This window comes from Marinobacter alexandrii (genome assembly GCA_039984955.1).
In the GTDB taxonomy this organism is placed as follows: Bacteria; Bacteroidota; Bacteroidia; order Cytophagales; family Cyclobacteriaceae; genus Ekhidna.
Map to the genome: position 1 here is coordinate 2,561,580 of JBDWTN010000007.1, position 23,905 is coordinate 2,585,484.

The 23,905-nt window shown below is 36.6% G+C and carries 25 protein-coding genes; 18 read left to right on the plus strand and 7 right to left on the minus strand.

The genetic code is table 11. The features are described from left to right. Window positions 1-69: 69 nt before the first annotated feature. From ABJQ32_17720 to ABJQ32_17730, 3 genes are read left to right on the plus strand one after another with little or no spacing between them, the layout of a single operon-like run. A complete protein-coding gene (locus ABJQ32_17720) occupies window positions 70-807 on the plus strand; it encodes a DUF1223 domain-containing protein (GenBank protein MEP5291498.1) in 738 nt (245 codons plus the stop codon). A gap of 33 nt (window positions 808-840) precedes the next feature. After that, on the plus strand, window positions 841-1,422 hold the full coding sequence (locus ABJQ32_17725) for a GNAT family protein (GenBank protein MEP5291499.1): 582 nt from the start codon (window positions 841-843) through the stop codon (window positions 1,420-1,422). Then, the gene (locus ABJQ32_17730; protein MEP5291500.1) at window positions 1,423-1,935 is read left to right on the plus strand and encodes a DUF456 domain-containing protein; all 513 of its coding nucleotides are present in this window, start codon (window positions 1,423-1,425) and stop codon (window positions 1,933-1,935) included. Here the strand turns inward: ABJQ32_17730 and ABJQ32_17735 are convergent. The 7 genes from ABJQ32_17735 to ABJQ32_17765 are packed head-to-tail and all read right to left on the minus strand — an operon-like array spanning window position 1,932 to window position 8,025. Further along, entirely contained in the window at window positions 1,932-2,783 is an 852-nt protein-coding gene (locus ABJQ32_17735) for a geranylgeranylglycerol-phosphate geranylgeranyltransferase (protein MEP5291501.1), read from the minus strand. The genes ABJQ32_17730 and ABJQ32_17735 overlap by 4 nt on opposite strands. Continuing rightward, window positions 2,780-3,505: a Rossmann-like and DUF2520 domain-containing protein gene (locus ABJQ32_17740; protein MEP5291502.1), complete on the minus strand. Its 726-nt coding sequence runs from the start codon at window positions 3,503-3,505 to the stop codon at window positions 2,780-2,782. Before ABJQ32_17740 ends, ABJQ32_17735 begins: the two co-directional genes overlap by 4 nt. Before the next feature lie 38 nt (window positions 3,506-3,543). Next, on the minus strand, window positions 3,544-6,039 hold the full coding sequence (gene ccsA, locus ABJQ32_17745; GenBank protein ID MEP5291503.1) for a cytochrome c biogenesis protein CcsA: 2,496 nt from the start codon (window positions 6,037-6,039) through the stop codon (window positions 3,544-3,546). A gap of 26 nt (window positions 6,040-6,065) precedes the next feature. Continuing rightward, complete coding sequence (locus tag ABJQ32_17750) at window positions 6,066-6,473, minus strand: cytochrome c maturation protein CcmE (protein MEP5291504.1); 408 nt, start codon at window positions 6,471-6,473, stop codon at window positions 6,066-6,068. Next, window positions 6,470-6,688, minus strand: coding sequence for a CcmD family protein (locus ABJQ32_17755; protein ID MEP5291505.1), 219 nt, complete (start codon window positions 6,686-6,688; stop codon window positions 6,470-6,472). The genes ABJQ32_17750 and ABJQ32_17755 overlap by 4 nt, the downstream gene beginning before the upstream one ends. A gap of 9 nt (window positions 6,689-6,697) precedes the next feature. Beyond that, entirely contained in the window at window positions 6,698-7,375 is a 678-nt protein-coding gene (gene ccsA / locus ABJQ32_17760; GenBank protein MEP5291506.1) for a cytochrome c biogenesis protein CcsA, read from the minus strand. Then, window positions 7,375-8,025 carry a heme exporter protein CcmB gene (locus tag ABJQ32_17765; protein MEP5291507.1) on the minus strand — a complete coding sequence of 217 codons (651 nt, stop codon included), beginning with the start codon at window positions 8,023-8,025 and terminating at the stop codon, window positions 7,375-7,377. The genes ccsA (ABJQ32_17760) and ABJQ32_17765 overlap by 1 nt, the downstream gene beginning before the upstream one ends. Before the next feature lie 82 nt (window positions 8,026-8,107). Between ABJQ32_17765 and ABJQ32_17770 the strand changes: the two genes are divergently transcribed. The 15 genes from ABJQ32_17770 (at window position 8,108) to ABJQ32_17840 (ending at window position 23,904) form a co-directional block, all read left to right on the plus strand. Continuing rightward, window positions 8,108-9,127, plus strand: coding sequence for an NAD-dependent epimerase (locus tag ABJQ32_17770; protein ID MEP5291508.1), 1,020 nt, complete (start codon window positions 8,108-8,110; stop codon window positions 9,125-9,127). 2 nt (window positions 9,128-9,129) lie between these two features. After that, the gene (rfbB, locus tag ABJQ32_17775) at window positions 9,130-10,185 is read left to right on the plus strand and encodes a dTDP-glucose 4,6-dehydratase (GenBank protein MEP5291509.1); all 1,056 of its coding nucleotides are present in this window, start codon (window positions 9,130-9,132) and stop codon (window positions 10,183-10,185) included. A 3-nt stretch (window positions 10,186-10,188) separates the two neighbouring features. After that, a complete protein-coding gene (rfbA, locus tag ABJQ32_17780; protein MEP5291510.1) occupies window positions 10,189-11,052 on the plus strand; it encodes a glucose-1-phosphate thymidylyltransferase RfbA in 864 nt (287 codons plus the stop codon). After that, window positions 11,049-11,600, plus strand: coding sequence for a dTDP-4-dehydrorhamnose 3,5-epimerase (rfbC, locus tag ABJQ32_17785; protein MEP5291511.1), 552 nt, complete (start codon window positions 11,049-11,051; stop codon window positions 11,598-11,600). Before rfbA ends, rfbC begins: the two co-directional genes overlap by 4 nt. Next, window positions 11,600-12,544, plus strand: coding sequence for a UDP-glucuronic acid decarboxylase family protein (locus tag ABJQ32_17790; GenBank protein ID MEP5291512.1), 945 nt, complete (start codon window positions 11,600-11,602; stop codon window positions 12,542-12,544). The genes rfbC and ABJQ32_17790 overlap by 1 nt, the downstream gene beginning before the upstream one ends. A 36-nt stretch (window positions 12,545-12,580) precedes the next feature. Further along, the gene (locus ABJQ32_17795; protein MEP5291513.1) at window positions 12,581-13,834 is read left to right on the plus strand and encodes a nucleotide sugar dehydrogenase; all 1,254 of its coding nucleotides are present in this window, start codon (window positions 12,581-12,583) and stop codon (window positions 13,832-13,834) included. Next, window positions 13,821-14,423: an adenylyl-sulfate kinase gene (cysC, locus tag ABJQ32_17800; GenBank protein ID MEP5291514.1), complete on the plus strand. Its 603-nt coding sequence runs from the start codon at window positions 13,821-13,823 to the stop codon at window positions 14,421-14,423. Before ABJQ32_17795 ends, cysC begins: the two co-directional genes overlap by 14 nt. A 101-nt stretch (window positions 14,424-14,524) precedes the next feature. Continuing rightward, the gene (cysD, locus tag ABJQ32_17805; GenBank protein ID MEP5291515.1) at window positions 14,525-15,430 is read left to right on the plus strand and encodes a sulfate adenylyltransferase subunit CysD; all 906 of its coding nucleotides are present in this window, start codon (window positions 14,525-14,527) and stop codon (window positions 15,428-15,430) included. Window positions 15,431-15,465: 35 nt separating this feature from the next. Further along, a complete protein-coding gene (locus ABJQ32_17810) occupies window positions 15,466-15,816 on the plus strand; it encodes a four helix bundle protein (protein ID MEP5291516.1) in 351 nt (116 codons plus the stop codon). Further along, window positions 15,813-17,144: a sulfate adenylyltransferase subunit CysN gene (gene cysN / locus ABJQ32_17815; GenBank protein ID MEP5291517.1), complete on the plus strand. Its 1,332-nt coding sequence runs from the start codon at window positions 15,813-15,815 to the stop codon at window positions 17,142-17,144. Before ABJQ32_17810 ends, cysN begins: the two co-directional genes overlap by 4 nt. Then, window positions 17,141-17,911 (plus strand): 3'(2'),5'-bisphosphate nucleotidase CysQ, encoded by a 771-nt coding sequence (cysQ, locus tag ABJQ32_17820; GenBank protein MEP5291518.1) that lies wholly within the window; start codon window positions 17,141-17,143, stop codon window positions 17,909-17,911. The genes cysN and cysQ overlap by 4 nt, the downstream gene beginning before the upstream one ends. Window positions 17,912-17,929: 18 nt before the next feature. Then, window positions 17,930-20,554 (plus strand): SLBB domain-containing protein, encoded by a 2,625-nt coding sequence (locus ABJQ32_17825; protein MEP5291519.1) that lies wholly within the window; start codon window positions 17,930-17,932, stop codon window positions 20,552-20,554. A gap of 11 nt (window positions 20,555-20,565) precedes the next feature. Next, window positions 20,566-21,630 (plus strand): Wzz/FepE/Etk N-terminal domain-containing protein, encoded by a 1,065-nt coding sequence (locus tag ABJQ32_17830; GenBank protein ID MEP5291520.1) that lies wholly within the window; start codon window positions 20,566-20,568, stop codon window positions 21,628-21,630. Between the two features lie 43 nt (window positions 21,631-21,673). After that, the gene (locus ABJQ32_17835; protein ID MEP5291521.1) at window positions 21,674-23,182 is read left to right on the plus strand and encodes a lipid II flippase MurJ; all 1,509 of its coding nucleotides are present in this window, start codon (window positions 21,674-21,676) and stop codon (window positions 23,180-23,182) included. Further along, window positions 23,182-23,904, plus strand: a complete 723-nt coding sequence (locus ABJQ32_17840; GenBank protein ID MEP5291522.1) for a class I SAM-dependent methyltransferase — start codon at window positions 23,182-23,184, stop codon at window positions 23,902-23,904. Before ABJQ32_17835 ends, ABJQ32_17840 begins: the two co-directional genes overlap by 1 nt. Window position 23,905 lies beyond the last annotated feature (1 nt).

Here is a 23,905-nt window from a genome sequence, read left to right on the forward strand (position 1 = left end):
GGGATACACTAACCAATAATTTGGTTAGTGTATCAAAACTTATACTAGAGTATTTTCGATTTTAGAAGTATGAAAACGAATCTTCTTGCTCTATCCCTTCTTTTGATTTCTTCATTCGTACTAGCTCAACAAGAAAAACCAATTGTTATTGTAGAGTTATTTACATCAGAAGGATGTTCTAGTTGCCCACCAGCAGACAAACTATTGTCAGAAATTGTTAATTCAAGTGACACGAAAGTTGATATCATCGGGCTTTCATTCCATGTAGATTATTGGGATTATATAGGATGGAAAGATCCTTATGCAAGCAAGGATTTCACGATTCGTCAAAGAGCTTATGCAAGAAAATTTCGTTTAAATTCTATTTATACACCACAAATGGTTGTTAATGGAAAACATGAATTTGTAGGTTCAAGTAAATCCAAATGGAGAGAAACGTACTCAAGCGAGAGTGCAACAAAATCAAACTTAGATTTAGTTGTTTCTAGCATCATTGTAGACCATCAAACTCTTACCTTCGATGTGAAGTCTAAAGCAACTGATTCTCAAATCAACGTGGCAATTGTTGAAAAGAATCTATCTCAAAATGTTATCAGAGGCGAAAACCGAGGAAGAACTTTGTCACATGACAATGTTGTGAGAGTTTATGATACAAGAAGATTTGATGGGAAGTCAAATACGTTTTCCTTGAAAGTTCCTATGGATTTGAATTTTGAAAATGCAAGCTTGATCATTTATTCACAAAACAGTGAGTCTTGGAATGTTAATGGGGCTAAAAAAATAAGTTTCGCCTCTCTACTTAATTGACAATAATTATCTTTCCACCGTAAGTACAGCGAGATGAAAGATAAATTTTATCGCCCACTCAAAGGTGAAAAAATCACATTGATCCCTATAACGAAGGAGCATATTCTTCAAATGAGAATGCTGAGTTCTGATTCAGATATATGGACATGGTATACAGAAGATTTAAGCAATCCGGATGCACTAGAGGGATGGATGACCAAGCGACTAGAAGAGACTGAAAGGGGGGATAAAATGACATACTCTGTGCTACTAAATGAGACAGGTCAAGTTATTGGTGCAACAAGTTATGGTCATCTGGATTGGGTTGAGCAAGGAATTGAAATCGGTTGGACATGGCTAGGAAAGAAATATATAGGTTCAGGAATCAACAGACACATGAAATATTTGATGCTTCATCATGCTTTTGAGATAATGGATATAGAGCGTTTGGAACTTCGTACAGATGAACAGAATATTCGGTCACGGAAAGCGATGGAGAAGATTGGGGCCAAGTATGATGGTACTCTTAGGAATCATCGAAGTACACAAGGGAATAGAAGAAGAGATACAGTGGTCTATAGTATCATTAAATCGGAGTGGTCTCAAATAAAATCAACGATATTCAAAGAGTTCTAAATGGAGGTAATTTTAGTAATTCTCACTGTTCTTTTGATTGCGGGAGGTATTGTGTTCTCAATTCTGCCTCCGCTTCCTGGTCCAATATTAACCTATGGGGCATTGGTTTGTGCTGATGCGATTTCAGGTGATACTGAATTCAGTACTACATCATTTGTTATCTGGGGTGTGATTGGTTTAATAATTATAGTAGCAGATTATTTGCTACCAATAGCAGCTACCAAGAAATTTGGAGGAACTAAGGCAGGAGTAATTGGAGGAATGATAGGTATGGTAGCTGGAGTCTTGTTACCCATTCCATTTGGGATTATCCTAGGGCCATTATTAGGTGCAATTATTGGAGATTTATATGGAGGTAATCGAATTAGGTCTGCATTTAAATCTGGCTTTGGTTCCTTTTTAGGATTTCTTTTGGCTACTACGATAAAACTTACCTACTCAATTGTGCTAGGAGTAATTATAGCTTGGAAAGTAGGAGGATTCACGTTTAATGCAATAATGGGAATGTTTTAAATCAAAAACATACTCACCAATCCGGCTATAATGATAATGTCTATGTAAACCTTGATGGTTTTAAAATCATTCATTTTGTCTGCTTTAGAAAGTTGAACGGCGATCCAAAAAATGAATAGCAGTACGGCGATAAAAAAATAACGAACTGTCCAGTTTGGTATGGATAGGAGGTAGAATGATAGCCCCCCCACACCAGCAATTCCTGCTAGGTAGATGAACACTTTTGCTCCCCTTATGCCCCACACGATTGGTACAGATTGTATCCCAAATTGTATCTCGCCTTTGGCACTTATGATATCTTTTATACTCTCACGAATAAACACAGTGACACATCCAAACATTGCATAAGCAACTACTAGTAAGCTAAATTCTCGAAAGTAAACCATGACTAAAAGAAGAGTCAGACAGGCTAAGAATGATATTGTCAGAGTACCTAATAATAGCCACCTTCGTAAAACAATACTATATGTCCATAAGGCGCCAGCTGAGAAAACATGGATGACCCCAACGGCAGGATCAATGAGGAACCCAAGAAGTATACCAGATATGGTCAAGATGATATGAGAGAAGAGAGCAAACCTTCTACGAAAAGTGGTTCCCACGATTACCTTTCCTGGACGATTGATCATGTCAATCTTTTGATCAAAATAATCATTGATTATGTATCCAGCAGCTCCAATCATTCCAGTACTAAAAATGAAAATGAAGAAGTCTGGTTGTATAAGTGTGGAGGTTGATTTATCCAGAAGGCAATATGCAGTAACAAATTGCGTAAGGCCAATAATGATGAGGTTAGGAATTCGACTCGCTTTTAAGAATCCTATGGTATCATTTGTATGTGCTTTCACTTGATATTTCTAATACTATCGGTAATCATACGATAGATATTTTTCATTTGTTCATCCTGAAGCATATCAAGATGTGTGTTTATAGTTGTTTCGTCATTTCGAATTGCAGGACCAGTTTGTGACTCAGATGGACCAAGTTTTATTGCTTTTTGTAGGGTTTCCTCTACAAGTGGTTGAATGTCCTGAAAGGTCATATCTAAGCTATCCAATATTTTTTCTGACAAGTGAAACATATGATTGCTGAAATTGCAAGCAAAAACAGCAGCTAAATGTAGCTTAGAGCGATTAGTAGATGTAAGAAGCCTTACATCGTTGCTGAAACTTCTAACAAGAGTAAAAATGTCTCTTTCACCATCTTCAGAGCCCTCAATAAAGATTGGAAAAGATGTAAAGTCAATTTCCTTCGTTCGACTAAAAGTTTGAAGAGGGTACATCACTCCATGCTTGGAATGTTTAGATAACTCAGCGATAGGAATTGACCCTGAAGTATGTAATACCACAGCATCTGAAGAATCAATTTGTTCTGATATTTCTTTAACGATACTATCAGGAACGCTTAGAATTATAAAATCAAATGAATTTGGATCGAGCTGATCGATAGGTAAAATTTGATCCTCAGACTGTGTTCTCGAAAAAATAGATACATCATGCCTTTTGGAAGAAAGCCGATTGGCTAAATGATAGCCTACATTTCCATACCCAATGATTGCTACCTTGCTCATGGAGTAAAAATAGGAGATAAAAATTCAAAAAATGAAAGTTACGCCTCTACTCCTTTGTCTCGCATTCTTACAAATTCTAAATACCTTCTTCTAATTGCAACTATAAAGCCAATCACTAACAGGAAGGTGCCTATCCATAAAAGATTAATCCAAGGCTTTTTCACTGCTTCCATGATGATCCAATCCTTTTGGGTAGTTTGATAGGCCAGTACTACCGCATTCTCTTGAGGTAAGATATTCTGAATAGACACTCTGAAAGCTAAATCATTTACCTGATCATCTATTCTACCAACATATTCCTTATTGCGAATGACAAAGACAGGCTCTGCATCGTAATCTTTATATTCACCTTGTAAGTTGATTACAGCCTTTACCGCTATATCTCCTGACGAAAGTGGAGTTCCTTCGACATTTGAAACAGGCTCCATTCGTTCTAGTGTCGCCACATAATCATTGATGAAAAATTGATCTCCAATCTTCACTTTTATTTCTTGTGGTTCGCTCCAGTCTGGCTCCTGATCTGGATCAGGAAAAGTTCGTACATGTGTATACATGTCTGCATTGACCTTCCTTTTGATGTCAGGAGAATAAACAATCATGTCCATCGCTGTATTTATTTGAACTCTTGGAAAGAGTGTGAACTGTTTTCCTTCTTCCGTATGATATTCAACCTCAAAGTAGCTATTCTCTGGGTTGATTAATGTAAGTGTGTCAGTTCCACGCTCACTCTTTCTGACCACCTTGAGGGGGTTGATAGTAGGGGTCAATTCGTTCTGATCTACAAACCCATCTTCGCGAGTATCCTTGCGAATGCCTCTATAAATCATAGAATACTCATCCATTTGTCGAGGTTCGTTGATGAAAAGCAGGAGGTTATCTTTATTTACTTCTTCAGGAAATTCGCTACTCCAGACCATAGAAGTATAATTGGTGGAAAGAATTTTTGAATAACCGCTGGAAAACAAGATTCCCACTAGCATTAAAGCTACTCCTATATGTGTGATGGATCCACCTGAAAGCTTAATGTTCGATTTTGCTATTCCAATAAAAACTTTACTATTAGCTACGATAGAATATATGCAAGCAATGAGTAGAATAACATAATAAGGCTCAGTGATTTTTCCGATTACAATAATCAAACCTGAGATAACCAATGAGATTAGAAAAGGAGTACGGAGCTCTTCTTTAAGCTTCTTTCCATCCATCTTTTTCCACCAAAAAAACTGACCAGTACCAGATAGAATTGCCAGCAGTACAGAAAGTATCAGTTGAGGTAACGAATAGGCAGAGTAAGTGTCTGTGGCAGGGGCCATATTTAATTCAAACCCAAACAACTCGGCTACCTGATTATAGACAGGTATAGAAGTGCCAGCAAGTACTTGAAATGCCATCAGGCAAAGCACTGCAGCACCCATAAAAATCCAAAACTCACGAGAATAGGGTGATGTTTCTTCTTTAGTAGACGGTATGTCTTTCCACCGCTTAACAATAAATGCAATGGATAACGCGATGAAAACTAGAAGATAAATCAGTAATTGTCCAGAAAGACCTAAATCTGTGAAAGAATGAACAGAGGAGTTACCTAGAATTCCACTTCTAGTTAAGAACGTAGCATAAAGTACTAGTAGGAAGGAGGCAACTACTAAGATCATAGAGATTTTCAGCGCAGATCCACTCTTTTTGTAGGCTATCATAACATGTATGGAAGCTACCAAAACAAGCCAGGGAACATAGATGGCATTTTCAACCGGATCCCAGTTCCAATACCCTCCAAAGTTCAATGTTTCATATGCCCAATAAGCACCCATGAGAATACCTACTCCAAGAATCATAGCCGAAAACTGGGCCCAAGGAAGCGCTGGTCTTATCCATTCTTTGTTTTTGCCTATCAGCAATCCACCAATGCAATACGCAAATGGAATAACGGTCGTGGCAAACCCTAAGAACAGTGTTGGAGGATGAATGACCATCCAATAATTTTGTAGCAAAGGATTTAATCCATTTCCATCCTCAGGGATGAAATTTGGGTTTGTTTTGAAAATAGGAGCGTCTATTACTTCACGTAAGAGCATGAATGGCGAACTACCTAGTTTAATATCAAAAATGACCACTCCGAGTATCATGGATGCTAGAAATACCTGCGTTAACGCTACTACAAACATGACAGGTGCTTTCCAGAAATTGTTGGTTCTGATTAAAATGACCCCAAGAATTGCGTTCCAAAACATCCAAAGTAGAAATGACCCTTCTTGACCTTCCCAGAAACAGGAAATCTGATAATAAATAGGTAGCAGCTTAGAGCTATGACTGAATACGTAGTGATATTCAAAGTAATGGTTGGTAATGAGATAAAATAATGTCCCTATAATTCCTATAATCGAAAAAACATGAACGTAGAATATTTTAGAAGCGAATGTTGTCCATTCTTTATCTTGATTTCTTCCTTTGAAATAAGCATATGCTGAAAGCATACTTGTTACGAATGCAATGATGACAAACGTATGACCTAACTGTCCTTCGAAGTAATGTATCATAAAACAGGCTTTTTTCAGCCTAAGGTTTAGCTATTAAATTCAGGATCTTCTTGATATTTAGAAGGGCACTTGAGTAGGATTTTTTCTGCAACAAATTTATCTCCTTGATAAGAACCGACAATGACTACCTGTTCAGAACGTATAAAATCAGTAGGAACTGGATTGGCGTGTAGTACTTGTTGCTGCACCCCATTCTCATCAATCATTTCGAACTTGAAAGAAAGCTTATCAGGACTCTCCTCTATACCAACTATTTCACCTGAGGCTGTTTTAGGTAATTCTCCAACAACATGGATGCTCTTTTTGAATCCCTTTTCAGAGAGCTTTTTGGCTTCACCAAAGGTGACGTAAGTGCTGGCGTCCCCAGCCATAGAAATGATAATGGCAATGGCTATTCCAATAATAACAATTGCTCCTATGTATTTCGTTTTCATTTTTCTCTTACTTCTTTTTCTAACTGCTTAGTCCTTTTGTCGAGCCTAAAAAGCAAAACAAAGAAACCCGCCAAAATGATAAGAATAACACCTATAACAATATAAATTTTTCCTTCGCCACGAAAATTATCAGCCATTTCCACTTGCGAATAACTTACAAGTGAACCAAGCGAGAAAAATCCTGTCATTAGAGGTTTTAAGTATTTCTTCATCATGCTAATTTTTCAATCTTGATTATCATTTTCATATTGAATCAACCCAATACGGGATGAAATAGTTGCCATCCAGAAGCCCAATAAGGTCCATCCAATTACAGCCACATAAAATACTTTTTTGAGATTACTGTCTGTATCATAAATACTAAGCGCAGGGTTACCTCCATTGCCAGGATGTAGGCTGTCAGTCATTCTAGGGAGAATGAAAAGCAAAGGAATCATTAAAGCAAAAGCGAAAATGTTATAAACAGCTGATATTTTGTTTCGCTGTTGTTCATCTTGTATCGAACTCCTTAAGACAAAGTACGCCAGGTATATAAGCAAAGAAACCGCTGATGCATTCTGCTTTGGATCATTACTCCAGTATTCTCCCCAAGCAAATTTTGCCCAGAGCATTCCAGACAGAATGCCCAAAATCCCAAAAAACAAACCAACTGTTGCTAATTTTTCACTAAAAATATCTGACTGGTAGCTCCCTGACTTCAAATACTTCACTGCATGAATGACGGAAGCGGTAAATACGAGAATCATCCCAAACCACATCGGTACATGAAAATGAAGGACACGGATAGTCTCATTTAGAATAGGTAGTCTCGGAACAGGAAACAATAAACCTGCAATCACTGTGTAAACGAGAATTGCCACACATAACCATTTCCACCAATTCGTTTTTAGCAAATACCCCATTAGGATTTCCAGATAAAAGGGAACAAAATAAACGTGAGCGCAATGATAATCACATCGACTGAAAAGAGTGTAGCAATATTACCCTGAATCTGCATTAGAATGTATCCATCAAGGACTTTGAAACTGTTGCTAATCGATAAAATAAGTACTGGGATTATCACGGGAAACCCAAGAACCGCCATCATAATTGATCTATTGCTAGTTCTAAATGCGATTGCCGAGACCATTGTAAAAGCAGAACTTAACCCAAGACAACCCAGAACTAAATTGAGAGTAAATAGAGGATAATTAATGATTGGATTCCCAAGTAATACGCCATAAATAACAAGTGAGATGATACTGATTGAAATCAGATAAATAAATGAATAAATCAGTTTTGCAAAAATGATCTCATTCGGTCTACACAAAAAATAATAATAATGTGACCTTCTTTCCTCTTGAATAAAGCTTTTTGAAATAGCGTTAATAGAAGTGAAGAGTAGTATAATCCAAAATAAAGCATTCCACACCTCCATAGATACAAATCCTTGAAAAGCCATATAGGCAGCAAAAATGGTAGACGCGAGGTATAGTAAAATTCCAGATATAGGATTCTGTTGTCTCCAGTCTACGATTAGATCTTTTTTTATAAGGGATATAATGCGTTCCACCACACAAAGGTACCATCAAGAGTGAAAAGCTATCTTGTTATCAAGTTCTAAAACCTTTAGAATTGTATTAAAATCAAAAAAATTGAATAACTCATCTTCTATTTTAGTAACGGGTTCTGCTGGTTTTATAGGATTCCATTTAGCGAAAAGGCTTCTCGATGAAGGTTTTCAGGTTATCGGAATTGATTCTCTCAATGATTATTATGATGTTTCATTAAAAGAAGCGAGAAACAATATCTTAGAGAGACAGAAAAACTATCATTTCTACAAAGAATCGCTGGAAAATTATGCTTCAATCAAATCTATTTTTGAGAAGAATCGTCCTAAAATTGTTGTCAATTTAGCTGCTCAAGCGGGTGTCAGGTACTCTCTGACTAACCCTCATGCATATACAAGCGCTAATGTCACAGGGTTCCTTAATATTCTTGAGTCATGCAAAGACTTTGATATAGATCATTTGCTTTATGCATCTTCAAGCTCTGTTTATGGCGCTAACACATCCATGCCTTTCAGTGTGAATCAAAATGTAGATCACCCCTTATCACTATATGCAGCAACGAAAAAATCAAACGAATTAATGGCGCATACATATGCATCAAGTTTTGGTTTACCTGTGACAGGTCTGCGTTTTTTTACTGTTTATGGTCCATGGGGAAGACCGGATATGGCTTTGTTTCTCTTCACAAAGGCAATTCTTAATCAAGAATCTATAGATGTTTTTAATTATGGTAAAATGAAAAGAGATTTTACCTATGTCAAAGACATTATCGAAGGAATTTATCGCCTTATCGCTCACCCGCCCAAGAAAAGGGATGATTGGGATTCAATGCATCCAAATCCAGCCTTTAGTTTTGCGCCATATCAATTATTTAATATTGGTAGTAACAATCCAGTAGAGCTCATGGAATACATCTCTGCGATAGAAAAAAAATTGGGTAAAAAAGCGATCATTAATTTTCAACCGCTCCAAATAGGGGACGTTCCAGAAACATTCGCAGATATTAGTAGCCTGGCTGAGTTGACTGACTTTAGACCACAGACAAATATTGACGATGGAGTCAGCGATTTTGTAGAATGGTATAGAGAATTCTATCAGGTTTGAGGATGCCAAAGAGAGCTAAAATACTGATTACTGGAGGAGCAGGATTTATTGGGTCACATGTCATGCGAAGGTTTATTAAGACAGACAAATACCATATTGTTAACTTAGATAAGTTGACATATGCAGGTAACCTTGAAAATCTAAAAGACATTGAGGATAGTTCAAATTATGAGTTTATCAAGGGAGATATCTGTGATTTTGAATTTGTTAAAGGGCTATTCACGAGGAATAATTTTTATGGTGTTATTCATTTGGCAGCTGAGTCCCATGTCGACAGAAGTATCTCGAATCCAATAGAATTTATTCAGACCAATGTTGTTGGGACAATGAGTCTATTAAATGCGGCAAAGAATTCATGGAATCAAAGCGCTAATCATAGGTTTTATCATGTTTCAACTGATGAGGTCTATGGTTCATTAGGAGATGAAGGATTCTTTTCAGAAACTACTCCGTACGACCCAAAATCTCCTTACTCTGCATCAAAGGCTTCATCAGATCACTTTGTCAGAGCCTATGGAAATACATATGGCTTGCCACATGTAATTTCTAACAGTTCAAATAATTATGGTCCTAATCAATTTCCTGAGAAATTGATCCCATTGATGATTCATAATATTAAAAATAGGAAGCCCTTACCAATCTATGGAAAAGGATATAATATACGAGATTGGTTATATGTTGAAGATCATGCTCGAGCCATTGAATTAATTTTTGAGCAAGGGGGAAATGGTGAAACTTATAACGTAGGAGGATTTAATGAGTGGAAGAATATTGATTTGATCCATTTACTGTGTGATATTATGGATAAAAAGCTAGGTAATGAACAGGGTACTTCTAGAAAGCTAATCACGTTAGTAAAAGATAGAGCAGGTCATGATATGCGCTACGCTATTGATGCTAGCAAGCTCAATTCAGAATTGGGTTGGAAACCTTCTTTGCAGTTTGCTGAAGGATTAGAAAAAACGGTAGATTGGTATTTTGAAAATGAGAAATGGCTGAATGATGTTACCTCTGGTGATTATCAAAAGTACTATGAAGAATATTATACAAATAGGTAGATCGTGAAAGGAATAATTTTAGCAGGCGGCTCAGGTACACGTCTTTATCCGTTGACATATGCTGTAAGCAAGCAAATCTTGCCGGTTTACGATAAACCAATGATCTATTATCCCCTTTCTACTTTAATGTTATCGGGAATCAATGAAATTTTGATCATTAGTACACAAAGAGATTTGCCAATATTCCAAGATTTACTAGGGGACGGGTCTGAATTGGGCTGCTCCTTCTCTTATACTGTACAGGAAGAGCCAAAAGGATTGGCAGAGGCCTTTATTATAGGAGAGGACTTCATAGGAACTGATTGTGTTGCCCTAATTTTGGGAGATAATATTTTCTATGCATCTGGTTTGCCAAAAAAACTTCAGACCTGTATCGATCCTAATGGAGGCATTGTCTTTGCCTACCACGTTAATGATCCCGAAAGATATGGAGTAATTGAATTCGATGAGAATAAAAAAGCTATCTCTATTGAAGAAAAACCAACTAATCCTAAATCTAACTATGCAGTTCCTGGGCTTTATTACTATGACAATGAAGTTGTAGAGATTGCTAGGAATGTGAAGCCAAGTTCGAGAGGAGAACTCGAAATCACAGATATCAATAACTTCTATTTGCAAAGAGATAAACTAAATGTTCAAGTATTCAATAGGGGTACAGCGTGGTTGGATACGGGAACGTTCGCCTCTCTCATGCAAGCTGGAAACTTTGTTAAGGTAATTGAAGAGCGCCAAGGACTTAAAGTGGGTTGCATAGAGGAGGTGGCTTTTTACATGAATTTCATCTCAGCAGAAGAGTTGGAGACATTAGCTAAGCCGTTAGAAAAAAGTGGCTATGGGAGCTATTTGTTAAGTGTTTTAAAGAAATGAAGGGAGAAAAAAGTAATTTAAAGGATTGTTGGATACTTGAACCAGATGTGTTTGAGGATGAAAGAGGATATTTTTATGAAGGGTTCAATATTGAGAAATTTAAAAAGGCGACAGGATTAGATTTTGATGTGAAGCAAATCAATCAATCAAGATCCTCTAAAGGCGTTCTAAGAGGTTTACATTTTCAGCGAGGAGATAGGGCACAAGCAAAATTAGTTTCATGTATTGAAGGTGAAGTATTAGATGTGGCAGTGGATTTAAGAAAGAACTCTCCAGATTTTGGAATCTATTCAATAGTTAGGCTCTCAGCCCATAACAAGAAACATTTCTACATTCCCAAGGGTATGGCACATGGTTTCTTAGTGCTTACAGATTATGCAAAACTGATGTATCAAGTTGATGAACTTTACTCAAAAGAACATGATTCAGGAATTATTTTCAATGACCCTGACATAAAAATTAGCTGGGGGCTTTCCGAAGATCAAATAATTCTTTCGGAAAGAGATAAAAATTTACCATTACTAAAGCAAGTAAAAACTGATTTCTAATGTCGAAAAAGAAAATATTAATAACCGGAGGGGCAGGATTTCTAGGTTCGCATCTATGTGATCGATTTATTAAAGAAGGATATCATGTTGTAGCAATGGATAACCTACTGACAGGTGATATTGCCAATATTGAGCATTTGATGGGGCATAAGGATTTTGAGTTTCAACATCACGATGTTTCGAACTATGTACATGTTTCAGGTGATCTAGAATATGTTCTTCATTTTGCTTCTCCAGCGAGTCCAATTGATTATCTCAAAATGCCAATTCAAACAATGAAAGTTGGCTCTTTGGGGACACTAAATTGCCTGGGTCTTGCAAAAGTTAAGGGAGCAAGAATGCTGATTGCTTCAACATCAGAGGTATACGGAGACCCTCTTGTTCACCCTCAAACAGAGGAGTATTGGGGGAATGTAAATCCAGTGGGACCTAGAGGAGTATACGATGAGGCTAAAAGATTTCAAGAAGCATTGACCATGGCTTATCATACATTCCACGGATTAGAAACCAGGATTGTTAGAATTTTTAACACATTCGGCCCACGAATGAGACTAGATGATGGAAGGGTATTGCCAGCCTTTATTTCGCAGGCTTTAAGAGGAGAAAATCTTACCGCTTTTGGCGATGGTTCTCAGACACGTTCTTTTACTTATGTTGATGACTTAGTTGAAGGAATTTATCGATTGTTAAAAAGTGACTATGCTCAACCAGTTAATATTGGAAACCCCGAAGAAATTACAATTAATGAGTTTGGGGAAGAGATTATTCGATTGACTGGTAGTAAGTCCAAGATTGTTTACAAAGACTTACCCAAGGATGATCCGAAACAACGTAAACCGGATATTAGTCTTGCCAAGAGTATTTTGGATTGGAAACCACAGTTTACAAGATCTCAGGGGCTAACACCAACGCTCGAATATTTCCAGAAAAAGGTATTAGGGTAAGTTTTATCCTATTTTTGCAGCCTAATTTATTCAGATATGGATTACAATGTCGGTATTATTGGCTTAGGTTATGTTGGCCTTCCTCTTGCAGTGGAGAGTGGAAAATTATACCCAACAGTTGGATTTGATATCGATTTAGGAAGAATTGGAGAGCTAAGGTCGGGAAATGACCGAACATTGGAAGTAACTAGTGAAGAGCTAAAGGAATCCACTTTCTTGAAATGTTCGCAAGAGCGAAAGGACCTGTCTGAATGTAATTTTTACATTGTTACAGTTCCTACACCGATTGATGAGAACAAAAACCCGGACTTGAGACCGATGATTTCAGCGTCTCAAATGATAGCTTCTTTTCTTAATGATGGTGATATAGTTGTGTATGAATCAACTGTTTTTCCAGGGTGCACGGAGGAGGTTTGTGTGCCGATTTTAGAGGAAGGTAGTGGCCTATTTTTTAATAAAGATTTCTATTGTGGCTATTCTCCTGAACGAATTAATCCGGGTGACAAAGAACATCGTATCACGAATATTCTTAAAATAACTAGCGGGAGTGATGAAAATTCCTCAGAAAAAGTTGATTTTTTTTATAAGTCGTTTATCAAGGCAGGCACCTACAGAGCATCATCAATTAAAGTAGCCGAAGCAGCTAAAGTCATTGAAAATTCTCAAAGAGATATCAATATCGCTTTTGTGAATGAACTAGCAATCATTTTTGATAAACTAGAAATAGATACCAATGAAGTGCTCGAAGCGGCTGGAACTAAGTGGAATTTTCTCCCCTTCAGACCAGGACTTGTTGGTGGGCATTGTATTGGTGTAGATCCCTTCTATCTCACACAAAAGGCAGAATCAGTAGGTCATCACCCTCAGGTAATTTTATCCGGTAGGAAAATAAATGATCAGATGGGAGAGTACGTGGCTCAGAAGGTCATAAAGCTGTTGGGCAGTAAAGGAGAGTTGAGTAATGAATCCAAAGTCTTAATTCTTGGTTTTACATTCAAGGAGAATTGTCCTGATACTCGCAATACACGTGTGATTGATATTTACGATGAGTTTTTAACTTATGGAATAAAAGTTGAAATATTTGATCCTCAAGCGGATAAAAAACAGGTGAAATCAGAATATGGAATTTTGCTTGAGGACACGATAAAAAATGATTATAATGCAATTATCCTAGCAGTCGCTCATACTGAATTTTTAAGTATGGACTGGAAAGCACTTAGAAAATCTACGTCAGTCATTTATGATGTGAAGAGTATTCTTCCGAAAGTTTTAGTAGATGGCAGATTATAAGGAAAACATTATCCCCCATTCTCACCAAATTAGACTCGAAGATCGAATCCTGCAAAAAGGTTTTAGGCCAAAATTAGTGTGGTTTACTGGCCTCTCTGGATCTGGAAAATCAACACTAGCCAGTGGCTTAGAAGCTTATTTCTTTAATAAAAATGTCAGTACCTACGTTCTCGATGGTGATAATATCCGAAGTGGACTCAATAATGATCTGGATTTTGGTGATATAGGAAGAAAAGAGAATATTAGAAGAATATCAGAAGTTTCAAAATTGTTTGTGGATGCAGGTGTGTTAGTCTTTACAGCATTCATCTCACCATTCAATGAAGACCGAGAGACGGCAAGAAAACTAATAGGGAGTGAGAATTTTATTGAGGTATTCGTAGAATGCCCTTTGAAGATATGTGAAGAGAGAGACGTAAAAGGCCTTTATAAAAAAGCCAGAGCTGGCGAGATTGAAAATTTTACTGGGATAAGTTCACCTTTTGAGAAACCGACCAATTCAGACATAAAACTGAACACGGCTGAACATTCATTAGATGAGTGTTTAAAGAAATTAATTGAAGAAATAGAACCGAAAATAAGATTATGAAATGAACAAAAAGAAAAGCTTGTCAATCGAAATGGCATTATACTTTTTGCAAATTCCCGTTTCGGCGGACCGATGTGACCATTTAAAAATGTACATCATACATGAAGAATTATAACCTGACACATTTGAAAGAGTTAGAAGCTGAGTCAATCTACATATTGAGAGAGGTGACTGCTCAGTTTCAGAAACCTGCTATATTATTTTCAGGAGGTAAAGACTCCATATGTGTAGCACATTTAGCCCGAAAGGCTTTTCACCCAGGCAAGATTCCATTCCCTTTGGTACACATTGATACTGGCCATAATTTCCCTGAGACCATGAAGTTTCGAGATAGTTTGATAAATGAATTGGGAGCGAAACTGATTGTTGGTTCAGTCCAGAAATCAATAGATGAAGGTAGAGCAGTAGAGGAAAAAGGCAAGAATGCCAGTAGAAATGCCATCCAAACAGTGACTTTGTTAGATACAATAGAAGAGTATGGATTCGATGCATGCATAGGCGGAGCTAGAAGAGATGAGGAAAAAGCAAGAGCGAAGGAGCGATTCTTTTCTCATCGCGATGAGTTTGGACAGTGGGATCCTAAAAATCAGCGACCTGAACTTTGGAATATATTTAATGGAAAACAAAGCTATGGAGAGCACTTTCGTGTATTCCCATTGAGCAATTGGACGGAGATGGATGTTTGGCAATATATCATGGCTGAAAACATAGCGATTCCTTCACTCTACTTTGCTCATCAAAGAGATGTAATTTGGAGAAATAATACATGGTTGCCAGCCTCGAATTTCATCCAAATTGATGCCGGGGAAGAAGTCGTCAACAAGCAAATACGGTTTCGTACACTAGGAGATATTACAATCACTGGAGGTATTGAGTCGGATGCGGATTCGTTGGAAAAAATTGTTGACGAAGTTGCTGCTGCTCGACATACTGAGCGAGGTAATAGAGCAGATGATAAACGTTCTGAGACTGCAATGGAAGATAGAAAGAAGGAAGGATATTTTTAGGTTAGCCATTGGCTTGTGCTATTAGCCTATAGTTCATGAGAGATTATACTAAGTACGATATTTGGAAAGGTGGAATAGAGATTTCCATCAAGAAATATAAATTGACAAAGCCCTTTCCTGAGGAGGAAAAATTTGGGATAGTTTCTCAACTTAGAAGGGCTTCTGTTTCAATTTCTTCAAATTTTGTTGAAGGATGTAGTATAAGTTCAGAGAAAGAATTCAAAAGATTTATTGAAATAGCCCTCGGTTCAGTTTTTGAGCTGAAAACTCAATTGATTATTTCAAATAAGCTTGGTTTTACAGAAGAAAGATTATTAACTGAATTAACAGAAATGATTGACAAAACATCTAAGCAATTAAATGCACTAAGAAATAAATTAAAATGACCTTGAAACCAAAAAAATCAACTAACGTCAACAACCAACAACGAACGGCTAAAGGCCAACAGCTAAAGGCCAACAGCTATCTCGATATGGAATTGCTGCGTTTCACTACAGCAGGGAGCGTAGATGACGGAAAGAGCACATTGATTGGCCGCTTGCTTTACGATTCAAAATCAATCTTTGAAGATCAATTGGAGCAGGTGCGAGAGACAAGTGAGAGACGAGGTGCAACGGAAGTTGATCTTGCATTATTAACCGATGGACTTAAAGATGAGAGAGAACAAGGTATAACGATTGATGTAGCATACAGGTATTTCGCAACTCCGAAACGCAAATTCATCATAGCGGATACACCAGGTCATATTCAATATACACGCAACATGGTTACAGGAGCTTCAACAGCCAATGTTGCACTAATTTTAATTGATGCAAGAAACGGTGTTGTGGAACAGACTTGCAGGCATTCTATTATTGCTTCCTTGCTCCAAATCCCACATGTAATTGTTTGCATAAACAAGATGGATTTGGTGGATTATAGTGAAGAAAAATTTGAGAGTATAAAAGAAGATTTTGAAAAATTTGCATCTAAACTAGATGTTAAAGATGTTCGTTTTATTCCCATCAGTGCTTTGAAGGGAGATAATGTTGTGAATCGAAGCAATAAAATGAAATGGTTTGAAGGATCAACACTTTTGTATTCCCTCGAAAATATTCACATCGGAAGCGATCACAACCACGTTGATTGTCGATTTCCGGTTCAAACTGTGATTCGCCCACAAACAGATGAATATCATGACTATCGTGGTTATGCTGGCAGAATTGCCGGAGGTGTGTTTAAACCAGGAGATGAGATAATAGTTCTTCCATCTGGGTTCACCTCGAAAATTAAAGCGATTGATACTTTTGATGGATCGGTTGAAGAGGCTTTTGCACCCATGTCGGTTACAATCATATTAGAAGATGATATTGATGTTGGCAGAGGAGATATGATTGTGCGACAAAACAATCAACCAGAACCACAACAAGATATCGATGTGATGCTTTGCTGGTTAAACAATAAAGGTCCCCAGTCTAGAACTAAATATACCATTAGGCATACAACTGCAGATGCCAAGGCAATGATCAAAGACATTCGATATAAGTTGGATATCAATTCACTTCATAGAAATGAAGATGATAAGAACATCTCTGCAAATGATATCTGTAGAGCACAAATCAGAACGACAAGACCACTTTTAGTAGATTCCTACAAGAAAAATAGAAATACTGGTAGCATCATTCTTGTTGATGAGGGAACAAATGAAACGGTTGCCGCCGGAATGATAATATGAAGGTTGACTTACAAAACCTTCTCGAGGTAGCAAAAGAATCTGCACTTGCGGCTGGAGAAGAAATCCTTAGGATTTACAAATCTGGAAATTTTTCTGTTGAAGTAAAATCGGATGACTCGCCTTTAACCAAGGCAGATAAAGCAGCACATAATAAAATTGTTTCAATACTCGAGAAAACTAAGATCCCTATTCTGAGTGAAGAAGGCAGAGATATCCCTTATTTGGAAAGGTCAAAATGGGAATATTTTTGGATGATAGACCCTTTGGATGGAACAAAAGAATTCATTAAAAAGAATGGTGAATTCACAGTCAATATTGCTTTGATACATGCTGGTAAAGCAATACTGGGTGTTGTATATCCACCCGTGATCGGAGAATTATACTGGGCAATTGAGCGAAATGGTGCTTATAAAGAAAGAAATAATGTTGTAAGTAGATTAAGTACAACTAAAAAGGAACTTAAAGAGTCAGGGGTTAGGGTGGTCGCTTCTAGATCTCACATGAATGAAGAAACTGAAAAGTACTTAGGCAAGTTCAAAGACGCAGATATTGTGTCAAAGGGGAGCTCATTGAAATTCCTTTTGGTGGCATCAGGAGAAGCGGATGTTTATCCTCGTTTTGCACCTACAATGGAGTGGGATACCGCTGCTGCCCATGCTATAGTTTCTGAAGCTGGGGGTCAAGTAGTACTTGAAGATGGTATAACTCCATTAACCTACAATAAACAGAACTTATTAAATACATCCTTTATAGCTTTGCCCTCTTAATTTGGAAGCACCGATTACATGAAATTTCTAAAGTATTGTTTGATATTGATATCTCTTGTATGTGCAGTACAAGGGTTAGCGCAAGACCCCAGTGATTTTTCTCCCAGCGATTTGAACTCTGTTAACATAGATGAATTAACAGACGAGCAAGTGCAAGGTTTCCTCGACAAAGCAAAGGAAAGTGGCCTTACACTAGAGCAACTTGAATTGGTAGCAAAGCAAAAAGGAATGTCAAGCTCGCAACTATCTAAACTAAGAAATAGGATACAACAATTACAGTTTGTGACTAATAGCGAGTCAGCAATTACTGTACCTTCAAGTAGACTAAGGGAATCTAATCAAGATCAGAACGACGAATATTCTTTTTTTACGTTCCTGAATAATCCAGATTCAATAAACACAAATGAGTTGGAAATTTTTGGAATGAATATTTTCAAAACCGCAGATATGACTTTTGAACCTTCGCTAAATGTGGCTACCCCAGAGAGCTATGTATTGGGTGCTGGTGATGAAATCATAATTGATGTCTATGGTGCGTCAGAAATCACGTATCAGGAGGTCATAAGCCCTGATGGCACTATTTTGATCACTAGTGTCGGGCCAATCAGCCTTACGGGAATTAGCATTAAAGAATCAAAAAATCGTATTTTTAATAAGCTATCATCTATCTACTCCGGATTAAGAGGAAGAAATCCTAACACCTTTATTCAAGTGTCTCTTGGTCAAGTAAGGTCCATCAAGGTTAATGTGGTAGGTAATGTTGTACAGCCAGGAACATATGAGATGTCGTCTTTTTCTACTGCATTTAATGCTCTTTACTTTGCAGGAGGACCATCAGAAAATGGATCACTAAGAGAAATTGAAATTGTAAGAAAAGGGAAGAAAATTGCGGTACTAGACGTATATAAATACCTGTTTGAAGGAGATGATAATCAAAATCCGCAACTTTTAGATCAAGATGTAATCATTATTAAACCATACCTCAATAGGGTAAAATTAGCTGGAAATGTCAAACAACCCGCAATATATGAGTTGAAGGATGACGAGACTGTTGCTTACTTATTCAACTTTTCTGGAGGATTTCATAATAACGCATTCAAAGAATTCATTACCATTGACCGAGTTGGAGAAAAAGAAAGAGAAGTTGCAACTATTGAAAGCTCAGAATTTACATCAGAACAAGTGATAGATGGAGATTCAATATTTGTGACAAGAATCTTAGATACATACGCCAATAGAGTAAAAATAGATGGCGCTGTAAATCGTCCGGGATACTATGAAATAACTCCTAATCTCATGCTATCGAATCTAATTGAAAAAGCAAATGGTTTAAGAGAAGATGCGTATCTTCAAAGAGGTAATATTATACGTTTATCCCAAACACTTACTCTTAAAAATATCTCTTTTGATGTGCATGAAATAGTTAACGGAATTCAAGATATTGTTTTAAGTCCAGATGATATTATTAAAATATCATCAATTTTTGATCTAACAGAACAGCGCGTTATCACTATTGATGGTCAGGTTAGAAATCCTGGAGAATTTCCTTATATAGATTCTATGACTGTGGAAGATTTAGTGAGTATTTCTGGCGGCTTGAAAGAAGATGCAAGTACTACGACCGTGGAGGTAGCTAGACGACTATCTACAGATGAGGATTTAACCAAATCTTCGAAAATCTTTACTTTTCAAATCAATGGTGACTTGACCATCGATGATGAGGCATCAAGCTTTATGTTACAAGCTTTTGATTTAGTCCTGATTAAATCGACTCCATTTGTGAGGCAACACAAGATAGTTAGAATAGAAGGCGAAGTTAATTTTCCGGGATTCTATGCCTTAGAAACCAATGAAGACCAAATTTCAGATTTGATAATGAGGGCTGGAGGATTGACCAAATATGGTTATCCAGAGGGCGCATCACTTATACGAAGAACTGAGTATTATCGAACTCTATTTGAAAAAGAGGAATTTCAGGCACTTTTGAATTCTAGAAGAGAAGAGCTAGAAGAGAAATTCATCAAAGACAATCCCAATGGCATTGAAAACTACAAGCTCGTTGAAGAGCAGCTTCTAGAATATGAAAAAGAATTGACTGAAGCTTTCAAGATTGAGGAGTCAACAGATGAGCTAGAAGCTCGAATTTTTAGAGCACAACAACTTAGAAAACTTTTGGTTAGGGATTCAGTCTCTGGGTCTGAAGAATTGATCGAACAGCAAGCTATAGGAATTGAGCTTGATAAGATTCTCGACCAGCCAAAATCTAAATATGATTTAATTTTAAAAGATGGAGATTTGATTAGTGTTCCTAAACAGCTGGAAACTGTGAGAGTTCAAGGAGAAGTGCTTTATCCTAATACGGTCCGATTTCAAGATGGAATATCATTTAAAAATTACGTTTCCGCATCAGGTGGTTTTTCTTCAAAGGCGAAAGTTGGAAAATCCTACATTGTATATGCAAATGGATCTGCTAGACGTACGAAAAATTTTCTGTTTTTCCGAAACTTCCCAAAAGTTAAGCCAGGTGCAGATATTATTGTTCCACAACGAGAGCCAAGAAGAAAGTTAAGTCCTCAGGAAATTCTTGGGATAGGTTCATCTCTGGCAACAATGGCATTGATAATTGATAGACTAAGCAATTAAAGACTAAGATAGTGAATCAGCAAAAGGAGGATATATCTATTTCATTGAGATTGCTAATTTCAGTAATTTTTAAAAATTGGGTTAAAATATTAATTGTATCCCTAGTATTCGCAATAGCTGCAATCTTGCTTTCATATGCTTGGCCAAAAGAGTTTGAAAGTAATGTTCTACTGCTGCCCGAAAGTAATTCTAGTGGATTGGATATTGGTAGTTTGTCTGGGTTGGCAGGATTGGCAGGAATTAATATTGGAAATCTAGAGACTACACAAGGGATATCGGTGAAGGTATATTCTAAGATTGTTAGTTCAACTGAATTAAACCATACCTTATTGTACTCTAGTATTGATTTACTAAGTTCAAATGACAGCATAACAGTAAAAAAGTATTTAGAAGGTTTAAAAAAATCACCTCTCGATTTTGTGTTAGGCTTTGTAGAAACAATTAGATCCTTGGCTAGACCAAATGTTTCTGGTGAGGGTGTAAGTGAAAAAATCATAGAAGAATATCTTATTCTCTCTCAGCAAGAATACTCATTGATTGAAGAGTTAAAAGACAGGATAGCAATTTCCTATAGTCCTTTAGATGGAGTGTTTAATATCAAGATAAAGATGCAAGATAGGATTGTGGCAACTCAAATATTGGATATTACCATTCAAGAACTAGAAAAAAAATTGATTGATTATAAGATAAATAAAGAAAAACATAATGCGGAGTTTATAATGGAGAGAATGAATGAGGCGGAGATAAATCTCAATAGGAAGATGGAAAAACTAGCCAGTTTTATTGATCAAAACAAGAATAGAATTGATCAAGGTCATTTACTTCAAGAAGACTTTCTGCGTTCTGAATATAATCTTGCTTTAGAAATCTATTCATCTATGGCAAATCAATATGCTCAAGCTTTGATTAAAATAGAAGAGTCTAAACCGGAATTCGTATACCTTGACGCAATCCAAGTTCCAGTTAGAAGATCCTCACCTCGAAGAATTTTTGCTGGAATTAGTTTCTTTTTATTTGGAGCGATCATTTCAGTTTTACTTCTTTTAATAAGGAATTACAAGGATGTACTTATTTAGTATCAATAGACCTTATTTGGGTTAGATTATATTTTTTCAATCAATGAATTCAACATTAAAAAAAGGTATTTTTAAAGATACACTTCTGGTTTCTATTCTAAGCATTTTTAGTCAAGGTGTAGGCTTTTTGATGATTATTTTTGTTGTTCGTATATACGGAGTAACAAATGTTACTGATGCTTACTATTTGGCTCTTTCTTTTTCCGATTTGATCATCAGTATCATTATTGGAGGAGCAATGAGATTGGTTTTACTTCCTATTTTAATTGAATTAAAAAATAGCGAAAACTACTCGGAATTTCTTGGTCAGATTTTACTTATACTGGTTTTGTTTTCTTTGCTAATGGTCGCTATTGCACTTATGGTATTTGAATCAAGCCTTTTTTCTGAGTCAATTTCAGGTGAATTCAAATACATATATTGGCTTTTGTTGATATTAGTTCCAATCAATATTTTTTTCAATTATTTCAATACTATTTATACTTCAGAACAAAAGTTTGGGTTATTCGAGGTTGCAAATACAATCAGGATTTTGACAGTATTAGGTTTTATTTTGTTCTTAAATAAAAGCCTTGGAATATATGCATTGGTATTTGGTCAACTGGTTGGGAGTTCGATTGCCTTATTAGTGACAATTTACAAGGTAAATAAAACGGTAAAACCAAGATTTATATTCAAATTAAGAGTTCACGAGTCGATTAAGCAGACTTTTAACCTTGTCGCCTATGGTGTTGCAGCATTTGTTCTTGCAAGATTCACGCCCTTTGTTGCAAAAATGCTTTCAGCCATTCTAGGCGAAGGAGATGTTACCATATACTCCGTTTCAGAAAAAGCGATTGCTATTCCAAGCCTATTAATAGGCAGTACTTTTACAACAGTTCTGACTTCACACTGGATGAAGTTAAAAACTGAACAAAAAAATGATGAAGTGATTAAGACTTTCAACAATACTTTGTCAATTATTACAATGTTAACAGTCCCTATTACTACTGGTTTGTTCTTCTTACGGGAGAATTTTGTGGTATTGATTTATTCTGATAACACCTTTTCTGAACAGACAATCAAGGATGCGGCACTAGCTTTTGGAATTCTAGCAATTACAATTGTGCCAAATTATGTTCATTCAGTTGCCATTAGAATTTTACATATCAATAAGTCTTTAAAGCTAAACTTTATTCTGGCTTTGGTTGGGTTCTTAACCAGCTCGTTTCTTATGTATATTCTTGCCGTAGAATTTAAACTGGGTCTAACAGGATTGGTTACTGGATTATTGATTAGCAACACCTTGATTTCAGCTACAACTCTGCTGTATGTTAAAAAGCATTTCATTAAGCTCAATGTAAAATATTTGCTAACTAACAACGTAAAAGTTGTACTAAGCACTGCTGTTATGTGGTTGATGCTCCATATGCTGAATAAGATTATTACATTCACAAGCTCGTTCCTACATGTATTGGTGTTCAGTTTAGTTGGGATATTGGTATATTTTTGCATGAATTTTTTACTGAAAAATTCTGACCTAATGGAATTGAAGAAAATAAATAGAAAATAATGGAAAATAGTTTTAAAGAAGTAGAATGGAGTGCTGAGAAAATATCAAAATTTTGGGATTTTATAGGGTCGAATACTTCATCCAAAGACCACTACTTTAGTAAGATGATGGGTGACGGGATAATTAATAAAGCAAGGAAGAGCGTCCCCCTGAAGGGAAAATTTCTGGATATGGGGTGTGGTCCTGGCTTTTTTACAGAGCATCTATTGAATGCAGGAATAGATTTCATCGCTATGGATTCATCTCCTGATTCTATCACAAAATTGCAAGAAAGGTATCCAAGCGTAGATTCAAAAGTTGGAAGCTTGGATAGCATTCCAACAGATGATGATTGTTTCGATGGAATTTTTTTGATAGAGGTTATGGAACATCTTGGAAATGACTATTTACAAGTTGTTCTGAAAGAGTTGAAGCGTGTCATTAAAAAAAATGGTTATTTGATTGCAACTGTACCTTTTGCTGAAGACTTAAGAGCAAACCATGTTGTTTGTCCGGAATGTGATCATCATTTTCATAGAATGCAGCATTTGCAAAGCTATACTGAGCAAAAAATGAGTACTTTAATTAGTAATGCAGGATTTGAACCTGTTTTAGTAAAAGCTTTGAATTTTAAGGACTATAAGAATAAGAGCATTAATAAATTTATAAGGCTAGCCAAGAAGTTGCCGCTTGGATTGGATCAAAGCACTCCTCACCTCCTTACAATAGCTAGACACCCCTGAA